20 protein-coding genes are annotated in these 19525 nt (G+C 70.2%); 6 read left to right on the top strand and 14 right to left on the bottom strand.

What is annotated here, in order from left to right; all coding sequences use genetic code 11:
• Nucleotides 1-43 precede the first annotated feature (43 nt).
• Nucleotides 44-1060 (top strand): class I tRNA ligase family protein, encoded by a 1017-nt coding sequence (locus ACWCOV_RS32300; protein WP_449833124.1) that lies wholly within the window; start codon nt 44-46, stop codon nt 1058-1060.
• Here ACWCOV_RS32300 and ACWCOV_RS32305 read toward each other — a convergent pair.
• The 11 genes from ACWCOV_RS32305 to ACWCOV_RS32355 form a co-directional block, all read right to left on the bottom strand.
• Complete coding sequence (locus ACWCOV_RS32305) at nt 1050-1988, bottom strand: 4-(cytidine 5'-diphospho)-2-C-methyl-D-erythritol kinase (protein ID WP_449833125.1); 939 nt, start codon at nt 1986-1988, stop codon at nt 1050-1052. The genes ACWCOV_RS32300 and ACWCOV_RS32305 overlap by 11 nt on opposite strands.
• A gap of 3 nt (nt 1989-1991) precedes the next feature.
• Nucleotides 1992-2810 carry a 16S rRNA (adenine(1518)-N(6)/adenine(1519)-N(6))-dimethyltransferase RsmA gene (rsmA, locus tag ACWCOV_RS32310; RefSeq protein WP_449833126.1) on the bottom strand — a complete coding sequence of 273 codons (819 nt, stop codon included), beginning with the start codon at nt 2808-2810 and terminating at the stop codon, nt 1992-1994.
• A 73-nt stretch (nt 2811-2883) separates the two neighbouring features.
• Nucleotides 2884-4002: a ubiquitin-like domain-containing protein gene (locus ACWCOV_RS32315; RefSeq protein WP_449833127.1), complete on the bottom strand. Its 1119-nt coding sequence runs from the start codon at nt 4000-4002 to the stop codon at nt 2884-2886.
• 216 nt (nt 4003-4218) lie between these two features.
• Nucleotides 4219-4833 (bottom strand): nitroreductase family protein, encoded by a 615-nt coding sequence (locus tag ACWCOV_RS32320; protein WP_449833128.1) that lies wholly within the window; start codon nt 4831-4833, stop codon nt 4219-4221.
• The gene (locus tag ACWCOV_RS32325; protein WP_449833129.1) at nt 4815-5726 is read right to left on the bottom strand and encodes an ornithine cyclodeaminase family protein; all 912 of its coding nucleotides are present in this window, start codon (nt 5724-5726) and stop codon (nt 4815-4817) included. Before ACWCOV_RS32325 ends, ACWCOV_RS32320 begins: the two co-directional genes overlap by 19 nt.
• Nucleotides 5723-6637 carry a TatD family hydrolase gene (locus tag ACWCOV_RS32330; RefSeq protein WP_449833130.1) on the bottom strand — a complete coding sequence of 305 codons (915 nt, stop codon included), beginning with the start codon at nt 6635-6637 and terminating at the stop codon, nt 5723-5725. The genes ACWCOV_RS32325 and ACWCOV_RS32330 overlap by 4 nt, the downstream gene beginning before the upstream one ends.
• A gap of 17 nt (nt 6638-6654) precedes the next feature.
• Nucleotides 6655-7083, bottom strand: a complete 429-nt coding sequence (locus ACWCOV_RS32335; protein ID WP_449833131.1) for an SRPBCC family protein — start codon at nt 7081-7083, stop codon at nt 6655-6657.
• A 61-nt stretch (nt 7084-7144) separates the two neighbouring features.
• A complete protein-coding gene (gene metG, locus ACWCOV_RS32340) occupies nt 7145-8899 on the bottom strand; it encodes a methionine--tRNA ligase (RefSeq protein ID WP_449833132.1) in 1755 nt (584 codons plus the stop codon).
• Nucleotides 8900-8940: 41 nt separating this feature from the next.
• Nucleotides 8941-9225 (bottom strand): hypothetical protein, encoded by a 285-nt coding sequence (locus ACWCOV_RS32345; RefSeq protein WP_449833133.1) that lies wholly within the window; start codon nt 9223-9225, stop codon nt 8941-8943.
• Nucleotides 9226-9256: 31 nt separating this feature from the next.
• On the bottom strand, nt 9257-9469 hold the full coding sequence (locus ACWCOV_RS32350) for a hypothetical protein (RefSeq protein ID WP_449833134.1): 213 nt from the start codon (nt 9467-9469) through the stop codon (nt 9257-9259).
• 106 nt (nt 9470-9575) lie between these two features.
• Nucleotides 9576-10487, bottom strand: a complete 912-nt coding sequence (locus ACWCOV_RS32355) for an NADP-dependent oxidoreductase (RefSeq protein ID WP_449833135.1) — start codon at nt 10485-10487, stop codon at nt 9576-9578.
• A gap of 141 nt (nt 10488-10628) precedes the next feature.
• Here ACWCOV_RS32355 and sigJ point away from each other — a divergent pair, with 141 nt between their 5' ends.
• From sigJ to ACWCOV_RS32375, 4 genes are all read left to right on the top strand, one after another.
• Nucleotides 10629-11573, top strand: a complete 945-nt coding sequence (sigJ, locus tag ACWCOV_RS32360) for an RNA polymerase sigma factor SigJ (protein WP_449833136.1) — start codon at nt 10629-10631, stop codon at nt 11571-11573.
• A gap of 91 nt (nt 11574-11664) precedes the next feature.
• The gene (locus tag ACWCOV_RS32365; protein WP_449833137.1) at nt 11665-12870 is read left to right on the top strand and encodes an NAD(P)/FAD-dependent oxidoreductase; all 1206 of its coding nucleotides are present in this window, start codon (nt 11665-11667) and stop codon (nt 12868-12870) included.
• Nucleotides 12871-12875: 5 nt separating this feature from the next.
• Nucleotides 12876-14144, top strand: a complete 1269-nt coding sequence (locus ACWCOV_RS32370; RefSeq protein ID WP_449833138.1) for a helix-turn-helix transcriptional regulator — start codon at nt 12876-12878, stop codon at nt 14142-14144.
• Between the two features lie 95 nt (nt 14145-14239).
• Nucleotides 14240-14710, top strand: a complete 471-nt coding sequence (locus ACWCOV_RS32375) for a nitroreductase/quinone reductase family protein (RefSeq protein ID WP_449833139.1) — start codon at nt 14240-14242, stop codon at nt 14708-14710.
• Here the strand turns inward: ACWCOV_RS32375 and metG (ACWCOV_RS32380) are convergent.
• Entirely contained in the window at nt 14667-16232 is a 1566-nt protein-coding gene (gene metG, locus ACWCOV_RS32380; RefSeq protein ID WP_449833140.1) for a methionine--tRNA ligase, read from the bottom strand. The two genes, ACWCOV_RS32375 and metG (ACWCOV_RS32380), sit on opposite strands and share 44 nt — an antisense overlap.
• 28 nt (nt 16233-16260) lie before the next feature.
• Entirely contained in the window at nt 16261-17115 is an 855-nt protein-coding gene (gene rsmI, locus ACWCOV_RS32385; protein WP_449833141.1) for a 16S rRNA (cytidine(1402)-2'-O)-methyltransferase, read from the bottom strand.
• Nucleotides 17116-17166: 51 nt separating this feature from the next.
• On the opposite strand from rsmI, the gene ACWCOV_RS32390 reads away from it, so the two are divergent.
• Nucleotides 17167-18849, top strand: coding sequence for a dolichyl-phosphate-mannose--protein mannosyltransferase (locus ACWCOV_RS32390; protein WP_449833142.1), 1683 nt, complete (start codon nt 17167-17169; stop codon nt 18847-18849).
• A 6-nt stretch (nt 18850-18855) separates the two neighbouring features.
• Here the strand turns inward: ACWCOV_RS32390 and ACWCOV_RS32395 are convergent, their stop codons facing one another.
• Entirely contained in the window at nt 18856-19521 is a 666-nt protein-coding gene (locus tag ACWCOV_RS32395; protein WP_449833143.1) for a DUF1707 SHOCT-like domain-containing protein, read from the bottom strand.
• Between the last annotated feature and the right edge of the window lie 4 nt (nt 19522-19525).

A 19525-nucleotide genomic window follows, 5' to 3' on the forward strand; every position in this document is an offset into this window, starting at 1 on the left:
TAATCGGACTGGCCCCACCGCCGCCCTCGGTAGGAGCCACCGCATGACCACTGGCGTGACCGTTGTGATCCTTCCGCGCGCCACGGCCGACAGGCCGCTGCCGGTGGGTCAGCTGTGCGGTCCCTACCTGGCCGCGGACATCGCGGCCCGGGCGGCACGGGAGCGGGGTGAGCAGGTGGTGACGACCGCCGGCGTCGACGTACATCGGGACTCGGTGCTTGCCTGCGCCGAGGACGAAGGCGTCGAGGCCGAGAAGCTGGCCGCTGCCCGGCGGGACGAGCTCCTCGACGTGCTGGAGGCCGCCAGAATCCAGCACGACGTCTTCCTCGACCCGCTGGACCAGGCGTACCTGCGCGGCGTCACCACCCTCGCCGCCGACCTCACCGAGGCCGGACGCGTTCCGCTGCGCCGGCGGACCCCCTTCCGGGCGAAGGTGCCGGTGCTGTCGATGGAGGACTACCGGCAGGAGCTGACCGAGATCTGGCTGCGCGCCGAGCTCTCGCACAGCGCCCGTCAACTGGTCACGCATCACCTCGAACGACGCCTGCCCGACGTGCCGATCGCTTACCCGGCCAACTGGGGCCTCGAAGGCACCGGTCCGCACGAAGGACTGCGACTGGCCGCCGACGTCGAGCTCGCGTTGTCCACCGCGTACGGCGTCGCGCAGGCGATCCGGCCGGGAGCGAGCGGACTGGAGGAAACCGCACAGGCGTGGTCCGAGATCAGCTCGGCGTGGCATTTCGACGGGATCGGCAACGGCTTCCTGGTCACGTTGTTCTGGCCGGCCATCTACCTCGCCTGCGGAGTGCCACCAGAGTCCATCGGCGGTGCACACCTCAACGAGCCCTCCCCGGACCAGCCGATCGTCCTCCATGGCGAGGACGCCGACATCCTGCGCAGGTACGCCGCCTGGCGTTGGCCGGCCGGCTTCACGCTGTCGACGTACCAGGACTTCAAGGCACAGGTCCCGGGCGGGCCGTCGGATCCGGTGCGAGCCGCGACCGCCCTGCGTCCGCAGAGCTTCAACCCGGCGCTGGCCCACCAGCTCCTCAGCGGTTGACGTGCGCGGGCAGGATCCGGGCGCCGGGGACCGGGCCTTCGGCTTGGCGGACCATGCGGCAGAGGCCGGACTCGGCGAGCTCGACGGCCAGGTCCACGGCACTGCGGCTGTCGGCGGCCAGGAAGAGGCAGGTGGGACCGGAGCCGGAGACCAGCGCGGCCAGGGCGCCCTGGTCGAGGCCGAACTGGAGCGTCTCGCCGAGCTCAGGGCGCAGCGACAGCGCGGCCACCTGAAGATCGTTGCTGAGAGCAACCGCGAGGGCGCCGGGCTGACCGGACAACAGCGCCGAGAGGAGCTCCGGGCGGATCTGTGGTGCCTCGACCCGGCGGAGCGGGCGGAGGCGGTCCAGTTCGCCGTACACGGCCGGTGTGGACAGGCCGCCGTCGGCGATCGCGAAGACCCAGTGGAAGGTCCCGCGCGACATCACCTCGGTGACCTGCTCGCCCCGCCCACGTCCGAGCGCGGTGTGGCCGACCAGGCAGAACGGTACGTCGCTGCCCAACTCGCCGGCGAGGTGCTGCAGCTCGGTCTGTGACAGCTGCAGTCCCCACAACCGGTTGCACGCCACCAAAGTCGCTGCCGCGTCAGTCGAACCGCCTGCCATCCCACCCGCGACCGGAATGGTCTTGCGGATGGTCAGGTCGACGCCTTCCTCGACGTCGTACTCCGCCTGCAGCAAGCGGGCCGCCTTGACCGCGAGGTTGGTCTCGTCTGTCGGCACGTCGGCCGCGAAGTCCCCGAGCACCTCGACCGAGATCGACGAGTCGTCGTCCCGCAGTACCGCGGTGACGTCGTCGTACAGGGCGACGGCCTGGTAGACCGTGGCGACGGGATGGAACCCGTCCGGGCGCGGCGGACCGACCGACAGACCGAGATTGATCTTGGCCGGCGCTCGCACCGTGACCTCAGCAGAAGGTGGCACTCGCACAGGCTAGGGCATTGCAGCGTCGGCCAAGGCTGCGAACTCGGTGATGCCGAGCATCTCTCCGCGGAGCTTCGGGTCGATCCCGGTACGGCGGAACACCTCGTCCAGCCGGTCGCGGTCCGGCAGCCAGCGGGCCAGCGCGGACCGGATCGTCTTCCGGCGCTGCGAGAACGCGGCCTCGATGACCGCGAACACCTCCTCGCGACTCGCTGCCGTGGCAGGCGGTTCGCGGCGCTCGAAGGCGACCAGGCCCGAGTCGACGTTCGGCGCCGGCCAGAACACGTTCCGCCCGATCGGACCGGCGCGGCGGACCTCGGCGTACCAGGCCGCCTTCGCGGACGGCACGCCGTACGTGCGCGAACCGGGCCCGGCCGCGAGCCGGTCGGCGACCTCGGACTGCACCATCACCAGCCCGTGCCGAAGCGAGTCGGAGACCTCCAGCAGATGCAGCAGCACCGGTACGGCGACGTTGTACGGCAGATTCGCCACACACGCCGTCGGCGCGCCGATCTCGTCCGGGCCGACCGTCATCGCGTCGGCCTCGATCACCGTGAAGGCGCCGGCCTGACCCGGCGCGTACGACGCGATCGTCGACGGCAGCGCGGCCGCGAGCAGCGGGTCGATCTCGACCGCGGTGACCTGGTGGCCCGCGGCCAGCAGCGCCAGGGTCAGTGACCCGAGCCCGGGGCCGACCTCGAGGACGGTCTCGCCGGGGGCCAGCGAAGCGGCCTTGACGATCCGGCGGACCGTGTTCGGGTCGATGACGAAGTTCTGGCCGCGCTGCTTGGTGGGGCGGACCCCGAGCGAGGCGGCCAGTGAACGCACATCAGCCGGACCGAGAAGCCTCGGTCCGGCTGATGTGGATGAATCAGCGCTGCTCACACAGCACAGTCTTGCACTACGCGCGCTTCCCGCAGACCGGCCAGTCGCCGTAGCCGCCACGCGCCGCCCGAACCTTCTCGGCGATCGCGATCTGCTGCGCCTTGCTGGCCAGGTGGGCGTTCTCCGCGTAGGCGTCGCCGCCGTACGCGACCCAGGTCTGGTGGCTGAACTGCAGGCCGCCGTAGTACCCGTTGCCGGTGTTCGTGGCCCAGTTGCCGCCCGACTCGCACTCGGCGATCCGGTCCCACGCGCTGGTGTCGCCGACCGGCGGGTCGACGTCGGTGGTCGGCTCCTCGGGCTTCGGCTTGGTGCCGACGGTGACCTTGGCGTCGACCGGCGCGGTGACGACCTTGCTCGAGACCACCTTGGTGGCCGACAGCTTGCCGTCCAGGTAGGTGTACAGGTACGTGATCGACTTCGCGCCGGCCTTGCCGGCGGCGGTGGTCTTCTTCGTCCCCTCGAGCAGGGTGGCCGACTCGGTCTCGTCGGTGCCGAACGCGATCGCCTCGGTCTTGGTGACCTTCTTCTGGTCGACCTTGACGTAGCCGATCTTGTTGACCCCGGGCTTGAGCGCGGTGGCGGCCGCCGGGCTGATCCGGTCGTCCTGGTCCCACACGATCTTCGCCCCGGTCAGGGCCTCACCGACGGTCGCGGCCATCGACTTGATGGTCGCGACCTTGCCCTGCCGCACGATCTGCACGGTCTTCGGGGTCTGGACCACGAGGTTCAGCCCCTCGCGCCCGATCGGCGCGCTCCGGCTGGTCGAGAACACGGCCGCGGTGTCGTACCGCAGGCCCAGGTCCGCCAGCGCCTCGTTGACGCTGTCGGCGGTGGTCCAGAAGGTCTTCTTGGTGCCGTCCGCGGTGACGGTCAGCTGGCGACCGTACTGCACCGCGATCTCCTGGCCGTCCTTCAGCTTCGCGTCCAGGCCCGGCGCCACGACATCGTGCTCGCCGACCTGAACTTTCTCGGCCTTGAGGGCGTCCGCCACGGTGGAGCCGAAGGTGTGAACCTTCTGCACCTGGCCGTCGACGGAAAGACTGACCGTCTTGCTCTTGCTGGCATATGCCACGGAGCCGCCCGCGACGGCGAACGCGGCCGTCGCACCGACGGCCACGATGATGGACTTACGCACTAACGCTCCCAGGTAGGGCTACCCGGGCACGGGGCAGGACAGCACAGGCACCGACCGCGAGCTCCAGACTGGAGGGCTGGCTATCACGGTGAACGCCGAGGGGCGTGCTCTCCGGAACCTTCCCCGATCCCGGCCAACATCACGGGACCATAACGAAGAAGTAGCAGAAGCGCCAATCCCCTCGTCGGCGAGTCGCAAAAAGGTGTAGTGGAGCGATCACACGTCGTGACGGCCCCACTGCCCCCGATGCACGACTTCCGCCGTACTCCGGCGTCCTCGTTCGAGCGACGGCGACCGCTTGTCCGGGGCCCGGTAGCCGACCGACAGCAGGCCGATCAGGTCGAACCCGTCCGGCACCCCGAACTCCTGGTAGAGCTTGCCCACCTTGTCCGCGGGAGGCCCGAAAAAGCACGCTCCCAGGCCTTCGTCGACGACCGTCTGCAGCATCAGCAGCACCGCCATCCCGGTGTCGACGTACCAGTACGGCGCCGTCCAGCGGGACTCGTCGCGGTCGGTCCAGCCCTTGTCCGGCTCGGTGTAGCGATCGAGGTACGCGTCCTTGTGCGCGAAGGCCAGGATCAGCAGCGGCGCGCGGCGCAGGCCTGTGATCCATTCCACATACTTGTCGTCGACCTGTTCGGCCGCGATTCCCCAGTACCGCTCCCGGTCGTCGCCCTCGAGGGTCAGGAACGCCCAGCCCTGGCTGAACCCGCCGGACGGCGCGTGCAGCCCGTTCTCCAGGATGCGTTCCCGGATCTCCGCCGGCACCGGCCGATCGGCGTCGTAGTTACGCACCATCCGGCGTCGCCGGACTACCTCACTGAACTCCATGGGGCACTGTCTACCAGCCGCGCCAACAGGTACGCCTCGGTCCCGGCCAGGCCGACCGAGCAGAACACGACGGTCCGGCCCGACGCCGTACCCGTCAGCACCTCGCCCAGGCCGATCAGGCGGTCGTGCTGCGGGGTGCCGGCCAGCACGAAGGGCGGGTCGTAGGCGTGGGTCTGGGCGACCGAGTCCGTCACCACCAGGTCCGCCCGGTCGATCAGGTCCGGACCGAACTCGGCCCGCCCGACCACCTTCGGCCCGAGCGTCGTCACGAAGGCGCCCGGCGCAATCCAGTCGGACTCGATCACGGGCACCGGACTGCTGGTCGCGAGTACGACGAGATCCCGGCCCTCGACCGCCTCCTGGGCCGACCCGACCGCGGTCGTAGGCAGCCCGAGCTCCTCGGAAACCCTTGCGGCAAAGGCGTTCCGGCGATCGGGGTCCCGGCTGAAGACAGCGACGAACGACAGCGGGCGGACCGCGGAGATCGCCCACAGCTGGGTCCAGGCCTGCTTGCCGGTGCCGACCAGACCGAGCGTGGTCGCGTCCTTCCGGGCCGATGCGTCGACCGCGACGCCACCGATCGCGCCGACCCGGCGCGGACCGAGCTCGTTGCCCACAGCAACACCTCGGACGTTGCCGGTGTGCCAGTCGTGGACGACGACCAACTGGCTGCCCGGGTCGGTGTCGAACGTGTCGTACGAGCGGTACCCGTACCACTCCCCCGTCAGAGCGCCGGTGGTGAAGATCAGGTTGCCGTCGCCGAGCTCGGCGTGCACGCGCGGCGGGGTGTGCAGCCGCCCGTCGTGCGCGGCGAGGATCGCCTCCCGCATCCACCCGACCGCGTCGGCCGCGGTCAGGTGCGCACGGATGTCCGCATCCGTGACGACTCTCACCAGGCGCCGCCGAAGACCTTGTTCGCGTTGGTGTTCAGGGCGTCGCAGAGCTCGGGGACCGAGATGTTCAGGACGCCGGCCATCTTCCGCACGGTGTGCGGGATCAGGTACGACGCGTTCGGCTGGCCGCGGTGCGGTGACGGGGTCAGGTACGGCGCATCCGTCTCGACCAGCACGTGGTCGAGGGGGGTCACGGCGAGCGCGTCCCGGAGCGACTGGGCGTTCTTGAACGTGACCACGCCGGCGAAGCTCAGGTACGCGCCGCGGTTCACGCACTCGCGGGCGAACTCGGTGTCGCCGGAGAAGCAGTGCATCACCAGCCGGTCCGGCACGCCCTCGCGGTCGAGGATCTTCAGGATGTCGTCGTGCGCGTCCCGGTCGTGGATCATCAGCGCCTTGTCCAGGCGCTTGGCCAGCTCGATGTGCGCGGCGAACGACTCGTGCTGCGCGGCCCGGCCGTCCTCGCCGGTGCGGAAGTAGTCCAGCCCGGTCTCGCCGATCACCCGGACCTTGTCCGAGCTCTTCGCCAGCCGCTCGATCTCGGCCAGTGCGCTGTCCAGTTCGCCGACGGCCTTCAGCTTCGGTGCCTCGTTCGGGTGCAGGGCGACGCCCGCGACGACGTTCTTGTACTGCTGCGCGGCCTCGACCGCCCAGAGCGCGCCCGGCAGGTCACAGCCGACCTGGACGATCCGGGTGACCCCGACCGACGACGCCAGCTTGATCGCCTCGGCCGGGCTCAACCAGGCCCCGTCCTCGCCGTCGGCGATGTCCAGATGACAGTGCGCGTCGACCACACTCATCGGCAACGGATCAGGCACCGCCGGCCGAGTCCGGTCCCGCGACCGCCCGTCCTCCCCCACCGCGGCCCGCTCCCGAGTAGGCCGGCCAACCTCCACACCATCACCAGACATACGCCCAAGGTTACTGACTACTTCTCAGCTGTTTCTTTGACCTTTGCGACGAGCATCTCCCACATGCCTTGGGAGTGGGTGGCTTCTTCTTCGGAGGCGTTGTTGTCTTGGGTCAGGGACAGGTGGGTGGACGTGCCGTGGTCGTCCAGTTCGTAGGTGAGGGTGTGGTAGTTCTCGGGGACGTCGGGCTGCCCGCTCAACGGGCTGTAGTGCGTCACCTTCAGCAGCCGGCCGGGGTCGACCTCGAGGATCTCGCCCTTGTCCTCGTACGCCTTGCCCTCGAACTCACCGCTCCAGGTGACCGGGCTGCCCGGCTTCCAGTCGGTCTTCACGTCGGCCCCGAACCAGATCGCCTTCAGCTGATCCGGGTCGGTCAGCACCTCCCACACCCGTGCGGGCGAGGCCTCGATATCGGTCTCCGCCGTGGCCAGGAAGTTCGCCATCATCCTCAACTCCTTTCTCCCCCGACCGTACGACGCCCCCGCCTTACGCGCTTGTACAAAAGCGTCAACCGAGTCGCGCAAGCTCCTCGTCGACTACTTCCGGAGCGAGCTTGGTGAAGATCGGGGTCGGTGCGCGCACCGGAGTGCCCGGTACGACGGGCTCCTGGGCCCACCGCGGTTGGTTTGAGTAGTCACCGGTGATGATCGGGTACGGCGGCCCGCCGTCGAGGTCGTCCACCTCGTGGATCTCCGGCTGCGGCAGGAAGGCCCCGGTGCCGCCGAGCGCCTCGTGGACGCGTTGCGCCGAGTGCGGCAGGAAGGGCGCGAGCAGGCGGTTGCTGTCGGCCACCACCTGGGCGGCGACGTGCAGGATCGTGCCCTTGCGCTCCGGATCGGACTCCTTCCAGGGCGCCTGCTGAGAGAGGTACTGGTTGGCCTCGGTCGCGTTCCGCATCGCCTCGCCGATCGCGAGCTTCAGCCGCTGGTGCCGCAGGTGGTCGCCGACCGCCCCGAACGCCTCCTTGCTGGCGGCAAGCAGTGCGCGGTCGGCCGGCGCGAGGTCACCGGCCGCCGGGATCGCGCCGAAGTTCTTCGCGATCATCGACGCGGTCCGGTTCACCAGGTTGCCCCAGGTGCTCACCAGCTCGTCGTTGTTCCGGCGGACGAACTCCGCCCAGGTGAAGTCGGTGTCCTGGGTCTCCGGCCCGGCCACCGAGATGAAGTACCGCAGCGCGTCCGGACCGTACCGTTCGAGCACGTCGCGGACGTAGATCACCACCGCCCGGGACGACGAGAACTTCCGGCCCTCCATGGTGAGGAACTCGCTGCTCACCACCTCGGTCGGCAGGTTCAGTACGCCGTACCGCCCGGGCGACGCGTTGTGGCCGAGCAGCTCGGCCGGCCAGATCTGGGCGTGGAAGGTGATGTTGTCCTTGCCCATGAAGTAGTAGGACTGCGCCTCGGGATCGCACCACCACTTGCGCCACGCGTCCGGGTCGCCGGACCGCCGCGCCCACTCGACACTGGCCGACAGGTAGCCGATGACGGCGTCGAACCACACGTACAGCCGCTTGTTCGGGTTGTCCTCCCAGCCGGGCAGCGGGACCGGGATGCCCCAGTCGATGTCGCGGGTCATCGCGCGCGGCCGGACGTCGTCGAGCAGGTTGGTTGCGAACTTCAGCACGTTCGGCCGCCAGCCGGTGCGGGTCTGCAGCCAGGATCCGAGTGCGTCGGCCAGGGCCGGGAGATCGAGGAAGAAGTGCTCGGTCTCGACGAACACCGGTGTCTCGCCGTTGATCCGGCTGCGCGGGTTGCGCAGGTCGATCGCGTCGAGCTGGTTGCCGCAGTTGTCACACTGGTCCCCGCGCGCGGCGTCGTACCCGCAGATCGGGCAGGTGCCCTCGATGTAGCGGTCCGGCAGAGTGCGTCCGGTGGACGGCGAGATCGCGCCCATCGTGGTCTTCGGGACCAGATATCCGTTGCGGTGAACGGTTCTGAACAGCTCCTGCGCGACCGCGTAGTGGTTGCGCGTGGTGGTCCGGGTGAACAGGTCGTACGACAACCCGAGCCCCTGCAGGTCCTCGACGATCACCCGGTTGTACCGATCCGCGAGCTCCCGCGGGCTGACGCCTTCCCGCTCGGCCTGCACCAGGATCGGCGTCCCGTGCTCGTCCGTCCCCGACACCATCAGCACGTCATGACCAGCCATCCGCAGGTACCGGCTGAACACGTCGGAGGGAACACCGAAGCCGGAGACATGGCCGATATGCCTGGGACCGTTCGCGTACGGCCAGGCCACGGCAGACAGGATGCTGGTCATGCTGCCGACTGTAGAAGCGAGCCGACGGCACGACCATCGGTTTACTGCAGCCGGGCGGCGCGGTTGCGGAGATACCGCTGCTCTGGAGCACTCGTGGTGCGCTTCGCGGCCTCGGCGTACGCCTCCAGCGCCGCCGGCAAGTCACCCGACTGCTCGAGGAGATGCGCCCGCACCGCGGCCAACCGGTAGCGTCCACCTGCTCCTGGGACCAGGTGGACGGTTCCGGTGTGGCCGGGGCCGCTGACGTTCCAGTGGCCGATGAGCGGTGCCAGGACCTGCAGTGCCTCGGCCGGTGACCGGTCGGTGGCGGGGGTGTTTTCGGACATGAGAGTTCTCCTGACCAGTGAGCCGTGGCGGTCAGCGGCGGACGAGGCGACGGACGACGGCGGCGAGCTGCACCCGGCGGCTGGCGGCCACGACGGCCGCCAGGGCTCCGAAGGCCAACGGCATGACCGGCGGGATGCCCAGCGCCAAGGCCACCCGGGTGACCAGCACGGCCACCCTCCGGGCTCGCGCCGCGCGGCCGGCCGTCGCGGGGCGGTCGGTCGGCCGGATGTCGATCTGAGTCATGGTCTTGCTCCGATTCTCGAGGTGTGGACTTCGCCCCGTCATCGGAGCCGCCCGGCTGTTCTCGACAGCCGGGCGGAGAATTCCCGAGGTTTTTCGGCCGACGCTGCTACGGCAGTACGACGACCTTGCCCTGGGCGTGGCCGGATTCGCTGAGCTCCTGGGCCTTGGGGGCGTCGGTCAGCGGAAACGTCTCGGCGACCCGGACGCGGAGGTTGCCGTCGGCCGCTGCCCGGAGCTGCTTGGACAGGGCGGCGGCGATCTCTTCCGGCTTGGCCGAGGCGGCCATCGACGCCGCGACACCGAGCTCACCGGCGTTCATCGCGGCGATGGTGACGATCCGGTCGGTGCCGCCGCGGAGCTCGATCGACTCCTCCAGCCCACCCTGACCGGCGGCGTCGAACACCGCGTCGACCCCCTGCGGCGCCGCCTCCCGGACCCGGTCGAGCAACCCCTCGCCGTACGCGACCGGGATCGCGCCGAGCTCCCGCAGATACGGGTGGTTCGCGGGCGACGCCGTACCGATGACCGTCACGCCGGCCGCCTTGGCGAGCTGTACGGCGATCGACCCCACAGCACCCGCGGCGCCATGCAGGAGCAGAGTCTCGCCTGACTTCACCTTCAGCTCGTCGAGCACGCGCTGCGCTGTCTCACCCGCGACCGGCAAGCCGACCGCCTGCTCCCAGCTCACCCCGGCCGGCTTGAGTACGACGTTCCCGACGATCGCGTACTCGGCGTACGCCCCGGTCTTGGCCCAGCCGACGACCTCGTCACCGACCGCGAAACTCGCGCCCTCGCCGGCCTGGTCGACCACCCCGGCGACCTCGAGCCCCGGCGTGGCCGGGAAGGTCACGTCGATGAACCCCCGGGTCCAGCCGCGGCGGATCTTGAAGTCGATCGGGTTCACGCCGGCGGCCCGCACCCGGACCCGCACCTCGCCCGGCCCGGCGTGCGGTTCGGCCACGTCCTGGGTCCGCAACACCCCGGGGCCGCCGAACTCCTCGAACACCACCGCTTGCATATCGTGCCTCCATCGATTGGTTGATCCTTCAATCGATGGTCCCGGCCCGGCGCCGGATCCGTACTGGCCGTTCGGACAGTTGTGCACCCGTCCGATGGCCAGGGTGCGCGGCGGCCGCCGGATTCTGGTTACCGTGGTCGCGTGTCCCTGACTGTGAGCGAGGTCGACCTGTTCGAGGCTTCCAGGCCCCGCCTCGGCGCCATCGCCTACCGCATGCTCGGTTCGGCGACCGAGGCCGAGGACGCCGTACAGGAGACCTTCCTGCGCTGGCAGGCCGCCGACCGCGAGCGGATCGACGTCCCCGAGGCGTGGTTGACCAAAGTGCTCACCAACCTGTGCCTCAACCAGCTCACCTCGGCACGGGCCCGCCGCGAGACGTACGTCGGCCAGTGGCTGCCCGAGCCGCTGCTCGCCGGCGACCCACTCCTCGGTCCGGCCGACACCGTCGAGCAACGTGAGTCCGTGTCGATCGCCGTACTCACGCTGATGGAGCGGCTGTCTCCGAACGAGCGGGCGGTCTACGTACTGCGGGAGGCGTTCGACTACCCGCACCGCGAGGTCGCCGAGATCCTCGACATCACCGAGGCGTCCAGTCAGCAGACCTACCACCGGGCCAAGCAGCACCTGGCCGGCGGCAAGGCCCGGATCGAGGTCGACGAAGCTGCGGCCCGTCGCATCGTCGAGGAGTTCCTGGCCGCGGCCGTCACCGGCCAGACCGAGCCGCTGCTGAAACTGCTGACGGACGACGCCATCGCGATCGGCGACGGCGGCGGCAAGGTCCCGGCCCGCACCAGCCCGTTCACCGGCGCCGTGGCGGTCTCGAAGTTCCTGCGCGGCCTGTTCAAGCCGTCCGAGAACAAGCGCGGCTACCTCGGCGGCAGTCCCGGCCTGTACGCCGAGCTCGCCAACGGCGAACCCTCGATCGTGGCCGTGGTGGACGGCCGGGTCGTCGGGGTCATGCACCTCGAGGTGACCGCCGCGGGCATCACCGCCGTCCGCAGCGCAGCCAACCCGGACAAGCTCGAGCGCGCGACCGCCCGGTGGAACGCTACCGAGCACGGGGAACCGCTGCTGACCGCCTGGTAGTCAGGTGTGACCTGCTTCATACCGCAGACCTGTCAGGAATGCGTGCGCCGTCCGGTTCAGGAGGCGAACCCACGCAGACAGGAGCACCGATATGAAGCACCACATCGTCGTCCTCGGCGCCGGCTACTCCGGTGCCATCGCCGCGGGCCGGCTCGCCCGGCGGCTGCACGGTGACGACGTCCACCTCACGCTCGTCAACGCCGAACCGGATTTCGTCGAGCGGGTCCGAATGCACCAGCTCGCCAGCGGTCAGGACCTGCCGCCGCGCCCGCTCGACGAGATGTTCGCGGGCACCGGCGTCGAACTGCGACTCGCCCGGGTGACCGGTGTCGACCCCGACCGCAAGACCGTCACCCTCGCCGACGGCTCGGACGAGCTGACCTACGACACCTTGGTCTACGCGCTCGGCAGCCGCTGGAACGACCACGGCGTCCCCGGAGCCGCCGAGCACGCGTACCAGATCGCGAGCCGGCCGGGAGCGCTGGAACTGCGCGAACGCCTGGCCGGCCTGGAAGCCGGGCAGACGGTCACGGTCGTCGGCGGCGGGCTGACCGGGATCGAGGCGGCGACCGAGTTCGCCGAGGCCCGGCCGGACCTGAACGTGGCGCTCGTGACCGACGGCGGCCTGGGCGATTGGGTCTCGCCGAAGGGCCAGGAACACCTGCGGAAGGTGTTCGCGGACCTCGGCATCACTGTCCACGAGCACTCCGCGGTCGCCCGGGTCGAGCCGAGTGCGGTCGTCACCAAGGACGGCACGGTCATCCCGTCGGGGACCACGGTCTGGACCGCCGGGTTCGCGGTGCACCCGATCGCGGCGGCGACTTCGCTCGAGACCACCGCGACCGGCCAGATCGTCGTGGACGACATGATGGCCTCGGTCTCGCACCCGGACGTCTACGCGATCGGCGACGCCGCCTACGCGATGGGCGACACCGGGAAGCCGCTGCGGATGTCGTGCGCCTCCGGCACCCCGGCCGCGTGGCAGGCCGCCGGAGCGATCGTGGCGCGGCTGACCGGCGCGAAGCGCCCGAACGCGCCGCTGCGCTACTTCAACCAGTGCATCAGCCTCGGCCGCAAGCAGGGCCTGATCCAGTACGTGACCGCGGACGACCAGACCCTCAACTTCTCGCTCCGGGGTCGCAAGGCCGCCGTTTACAAGGAGCTGGTCTGCAAGGGCGCGGCCTGGGGCGTCGTCAACCCGATGCTCGGGATGCCGGTTCGGCGGCGGCGGATCACGCAGTCGCACGCTTCGCCGGCTGGACGGACTCGGGTGGACGCGTCAACCGACGTACTCTGAAGGACATGCTGACGACTGACGAGGTGGTCGACGCGGCGGAGGTGCTCGCGGCGGTGGCGCAGATCATCGACGGACCGCCGAACGAGATTCTCGAGCGGCTGTCGGCGGCGACCGCGGAGCTCGTTCCGCATCGCGCCGTCGCGCAGCTAGCCTCCCAGTGCGCGTCGACCCCGATCGCCGCGCACGGCGAGCCCGCGCTCGCGGAGGCGATCACCGGCGCCGACCTGGCCGCGTTGCTCGGCACGGTCACGGCCGGTCAGCCGTGGCAGGGCGTCGTACCGATCGCGGGCGCGGAGTATCCGGTCCTGGCCGTGTCCAGCGACCGGGCGCCGCGCGGATCCGTGGTCGTCTTCATCCGGTACGACGAGACGCCGACCGCCGCGGCCGCGGTCCTGCAGGAGCTGTGGGACCTGGTCACGATCCACATGTACCGGCTCACGCTCGAACGCGAGCCCGGTGCGCTTGCCCAGAATCGCGCGGTCGCGGCAGCCCGGAACGACGTCACCGCCGAGCTCGGTGAGGCGCACGCGGCCACGCTCGCCACGATTCTCGGCGTACTGCGGAACCAGCGGATCGACGACGCCTCGGCCCGGACGATGGCGGTCGAGATTGCGCTGAACGGCCTGTCCGACCTGCGCAACGACACCCAGCGGGACCGGGTGTGCAGTGGCGAGGAGCCGGTCGGGAAGGCGTTCGACCGGCTCGCCGACTCGCTGCGCGCGCTGCTCCGGCACGGTCCGGTGGAGCTCGAGCTCGACACCCCGGGCAACGACAAGCTGATCCCGGCCGGGGTCGCGCACCGGGCCCGGGTCGCGGTCCGCTCGGTCGTGCTGGCGATGCTGACGCAGGACGCCGTACGGCGGATCCGTGTCGGCTGGCGGTGGAACGGCACGGACCTCGAGGCGACCGTCCGCGACGACGGCCCCGGCCGGCTCGAGGACGTGCTCGACCTAGGCCAACTGGCGGAACGCCTCCGCCTGCACGAGGGCGACCTGGACCTGGACGCCGTCCCTGGCTGGGGCCTCACCGCTCGCATCACCCTGCACGCCGGCTCGGCGCCGCAGACCGTCACCTCCGACCCGCTGGCCCCGCTCGGCACCCGCGAACTCGAAGTCCTCGAACGGCTGGCTCAGGGGCACCGCAACCGCTCCATCGCCGACGATCTTCACATCAGCGAGTCCACGGTCAAATTCCACGTGGCCAACATCCTCACCAAGCTGTCCGTCACCTCCCGGACCCAGGCCGCCGCCCTCTACCACGCAACCGCGCTCTAGGACGCCCGCCGTTTGTTAGCGTGGCCGGGGTGAGGCCCGATCGGCGACCCAGACGCCTCCACCGGATCGTGCAACGGTCGGCGGCCAGCCTGCCGATGGCCAGGTTCTACGGGATCATCCAGCCGCCTCTCGACCGGCTTGTCTATCGCTTGAGCCACGGCCGGGCGAGCGCGACGTCCTGGCTGGCCGGGCTGCCGATCATCCTGCTGACCACGACGGGCGCACGCAGCGGCCTGCCCCGGACGACGCCGTTGCTGGGGCTGCCGGACGGCCAGGAGTTCATCCTGATCGCCTCGAACTACGGCCGCCCCGGCCACCCGGCCTGGTACTACAACCTCCGGGCCGACCAGCACGCCACGATCGTCGTCGACGGCCGGCGCCAGGAGGTTGTCGCGTACGAGCTCCATGGCGCGGAGCGCGAGCGGGACTACCGGCGCGGCGAAGAGGTGTTCGCCGGATTCACCCGGTACCGCCGGTGGGCGGCCGACCGCACGATCCCCGTGCTGCGGCTGCGGCCGGACGTCACGACTCCTCGAGACGCGGGAACAGCGGGTCGCCCTTCGTGAGGGTGGCGCCGGCCGGGAGCTGACCCCAGGTCGCCGCGTCCTGGACGCGCTGGTCGTTGAGCGAGCCGAGCTTCTCCTCGGCGCCGAGCAGGGTCCACAGCTTGGCCGACGTCTTGGGCATGGTCGGGTTGTGCAGTACGGCGACCGCGCGCAGCGCCTCCGCGGACGTGTACAGGATGGTGGCGAGGCGGTCGCGCTTCGAGTCGTCCTTGGCGACCTTCCACGGCTCCTGCTCGGTGACGTAGCCGTTGATCGCGCCGACCAGGTCGTTGATCGCGGCCAGCGCGTCGTGGAACGCCAGCGTGTCGATCGCCTTGTCCGCGGTCGCCACGGTCTGGGTCAGCTTGTCGGCCAGCGCCTGCTCGGCCGGGCCGTGGTCGGTCGGCTCGGGCAGGGCGCCGTCGAAGTACTTGCCGACCATCGCCGCGATCCGGCTGGCCAGGTTGCCCAGGCCGTTGGCGAGCTCGGAGGTGTAGACCGCGCTCAGGTGCTCCCACGAGAACGAGCCGTCCGAGCCGAACTGGATCGTGCGCAGGAAGTAGTACCGGAACGCGTCCGAGCCGAAGTGGTCGGTGATCTCGTGCGGCGCGATCGCGGTCAGCTTGGACTTGCTCATCTTCTCGCCGCCGACCAGCAGCCAGCCGTGCGCGAACACCTGCTTCGGCACCGCGACGCCGGCGGCCATCAGCATCGCCGGCCAGATCACCGCATGGAACCGCAGGATGTCCTTGCCGACCAGGTGCACGTCGACCGGCCACAGCTCCTCGAACCGCTCCGGGTCGGTGCCGTAGCCCGCGGCCGTCACGTAGTTGAGCAGCGCGTCGATCCAGACGTAGAGGACGTGGTCCTCGTCCCACGGGACCGGGATGCCCCAGTCGAAGGTCGACCGGGTGATCGACAGGTCCTGCAGGCCCTGCTTGACGAACGCGATCACCTCGTTGCGGGCGCTCGCCGGCGCCACGAAGTCGGGCTGCGACTCGTACAGCTCGATCAGCTTGTCGGCGTACGCCGAGAGCCGGAAGAAGTAGTTCGTCTCCGCGACCGTCTCCAGCTCGGTGCCGTGGATCATGCACCGCTGGGTGCCGTCCTCGTCGACCCGGATGTCCGCGGGCAGCTTGAACTCCTCGCAGCCGACGCAGTACAGGCCCTCGTACTGCCCCTGGTAGACGTCGCCCTTGTCGTACAGCGTCTGCCAGAACTCGCGGACCCGCTCGGTGTGCCGCTGCTCGGTGGTCCGGATGAAGTCGTCGTACGCGATGTCGACGTCGACCCAGGCCGGCTTCCAGGCCTCCTCGACGAGCTTGTCGGTCCACTCCTTCGGCGACATGCCCTGGGCCTGCGCGCTGCGCATCACCTTCTCGCCGTGCTCGTCGGTACCGGTCAGGTACCACTTCCGCTCGCCGCGCTGCGCGTGCCAACGGGTGAGGACGTCCCCGGCCACGGTGGTGTACGCGCTGCCGATGTGCGGCGCCGCCGTGACGTAGTAGATCGGGGTGGTGACGTAATAGGCCTTCTCGGACATAGGAAAAGGGTAGTGCCGCGCGCCAGCGCTATTTACCAGGGTCCCGGGCGGCGAGCACAGCGTCGTACACGGTCCGTTTGGGAACGTTGAAGCGCTTGGCCACATCCGCGATGGCCTGTTTACGGGGTGTTCCGGCGTCCTCGTCCGTCGCGACCTCCCGGGCGAGGTCCTCCGGGGTGAGCACCTTGTGCGGATCCGCGCCGGCGACGACGACGGTGATCTCGCCGCGGACGCCGTCCGCCGCCCACTCGGCCAGCTCCGAGAGCGGGCCGCGCTTGACCTCCTCGTACGTCTTGGTGAGCTCGCGGCAGACCGCCGTACGACGCTCCGCGCCGAAGGCCTCCGCCATCGCCTCGAGGGACGCGGCCAGCCGGTGCGGCGCCTCGAAGAACACCATCGTCCGCGGCTCGTCGGCCAGCTCGCCCAGCCGCCGGGCCCGCTCCCCCGGCTTCCGCGGCAGGAACCCCTCGAACGTGAACCGGTCCACCGGCAGCCCGGACAGCGCCAGCGCGGTCAGCACCGCAGACGGCCCGGGTACGGCGGTGACGTCGACGCCGGCCTCGATCGCGGCGGCCACCAGCCGGTAGCCCGGATCCGAGACGCTCGGCATGCCCGCGTCCGTGACCACGACCACGGTCTGCCCCGCGGTCAGCGCGTCCAGGAGCTCCGGGGTCCGCTCCCGCTCGTTGCCCTCGAAGTAGCTGACCACCCGGCCGGCGACCACGACGCCCAAGTCCGAGGTCAGCCGCCGCAACCGGCGGGTGTCCTCGGCGGCCACCACGTCGGCCTCTCCGAGCACTCTCCCGAGCCGGGGCGACGCGTCCAGAACGTCGCCGATAGGACTCCCCGCCAGTACCAATCGCCCGGTCACGGGCCCCATCATCGCAGTCCCGGGACGCACGGCGGGGCGCAGTGCTACTGGGGGCTCCGTACCATGGCGGTCGTGACTGCTGTGATCGAGGACGGTACCGCTCGGCGGGGAGACGCTGCCGAGGGGCGGGAAACGCTCGGGCGGGACGTGCTCGGGAGGCGGCTGCCACCGCTCAAGGAGCGGCTGTACCCGCCGATGCCGAGGGACTTCGACGGCGGCTGGATCGCGACCCTGGCGATCACCGCGCTGGCCGGGTTCCTGCGGTTCTGGGACCTCGGCAACCCGGTGAAGTTCGTCTTCGACGAGACGTACTACGCCAAGGACGCGTTCAGCCTGCTCAAGTTCGGCTACGCGCGGCAGTTCATCGACCAGCCGGAGGGCGCCGCGGACAAGGCGATCCTGGCCGGCAACCTGGACGTCTTCAAGGACACCCCGAGCCTGACCGTGCACCCCGAGGTCGGCAAGTGGATGATCGCGGCCGGCGAGCAGCTGTTCGGGATGAACACGTTCGGCTGGCGGTTCATGCCGGCCCTGTGCGGCACGCTCACCGTGCTGCTGCTGATCCGGACCGTACGGCGGATGACCCGGTCGACCCTGATCGGGGCAGTGGCCGGCCTGCTGCTCGCGGTCGACGGCCTGCACTTCGTGATGTCCCGGGTCGCGCTGCTCGACATCTTCCTGGCGTTCTGGCTGGTCGCGGCGGTCTCCTGCCTGGTCGCGGACCGGGACTGGACCCGGCGCCGGCACGCCGAGTCCCTCGACAAGCCGGTGGCCGACGGCGAGCGCCGTACGCTCGGCCGCTGGTTGCTGATCCGGCCGTGGCGGCTCGCGGCCGGCGTGTGCTTCGGGCTCGCGCTCGGGACCAAGTGGTCGGCGGTCTGGGTGATCGCCGGGTTCGGCATCCTGACCTTCGCCTGGGACCTCGGCGCGCGGCGGGCGCTCGGCGTCCGGCACGCCTTCGTGAAGTCGGCGCTGGTCGACGGCATCCCGGCGTTCTTCAGCCTGGTGCTGGTCGCGCTCGTCACCTACACCGCGACCTGGACCGGCTGGCTGCTGCACGACAACGCCTACGACCACGACTACGCGTCCAAGAACCCTGCGCACGGCGTGATGAAGGTGGTCCCGGACGACTTCCGGTCACTGATCCACTACCACCAGGAAGTGCTGGCGTTCCACACCGGCGACTACATCAAGAACGCCACCCACCCGTACGCCTCGAACCCGGCCGGCTGGCCGATCATCGCCCGGCCGATCGGGTTCGACGCGGTCAACGACATCAAGCCCGGCACCAACGGCTGCACCGCGCCGGCGGGGACGAACTGCCTGTCGGTGATCTCCGCGCTCGGGACACCTCTGCTGTGGTGGGGCGGCGCGCTGGCGCTGCTCGCCTCGCTGGTGCTCTGGGTCGCCCAGCGGGACTGGCGGTTCGGCATACCCATCGTCGGGTTCGTCACCTGCTGGGTGCCGTGGTTCGCGTTCGACGACAGACCGATCTTCTTCTTCTACGCCGTGACGATGATCCCGTTCACGGTGATGGCGCTGTCCCTCGTGCTCGGCAAGATCCTCGGCCCCGCCCGGACGGCGCTCGGCCAGGCCACCCCCCGCCGCCTGATCGGCAGCGCGGTCGTCGGCGCCTTCGTCGTCCTGGTCGTCCTGAACTTCGCCTACATCTGGCCGATCCTGACCGACGAGGTCCTGCCGCACCCCGACTGGCTGCAGAGAATGTGGTTCAAGACCTGGATCTGAGCCAGGTCAGTGGTCGAGCCGGCCGTGGCCGCCGTGGTTCTTGAAGCGTTTCTTGTGCCGCTTGGAGGAGACCTGGCCGCCGACGCCGCCGAACAGGGCCAGGCCCTTGACGATGACCACGGGGGCGTTCGGGTCGGGTGAGTCGCCGCCGCGGGCGCCGAAACCGCCGAAGATGCCGACGCCCTGGTTGCGGACCTCGACCGAGTCCGGGACGGTCAGGTCGATCCCGCCGAACACCGCGAACGCGTAGATCGTCACCTCGCGGCCCTCGAACACCGCGTCGGTCATGTCCAGGTCGTGCCCGCCGAAGATCGCGACCGCGTTGGTCCGGCGCTTGACTCGCCACCGGCCCTTCCGCTCGCCGCCGCCGAAGATCGCGAACAGGGTGTCGAAGCTGTCCGACGGGTTGGCCGGCTCCTCGATCGGCACCGGGCTGTTCGACGGTGCGGCGGCCGGCATCGCCTGCGCCGGGATGACGAGGTCCTGCGTGATCGGCTCGAGCTCGCCCAGGGTCCGCGCCTGCAAGGTCTGCTCGAGCCGCTCGGCGTGCTCGTCCTGCGTCAACCGCCCCGACATCAGCGCATCCCGCAGTACGTCGACCACGCGGTCACGATCGGTGTCGGAAGCACGCAGGTGCGCGTGCGGGTGCTGGCGGTCGGGCAGGTTCTCCATAGCA

Source organism: Kribbella sp. NPDC002412 (assembly GCF_053592935.1).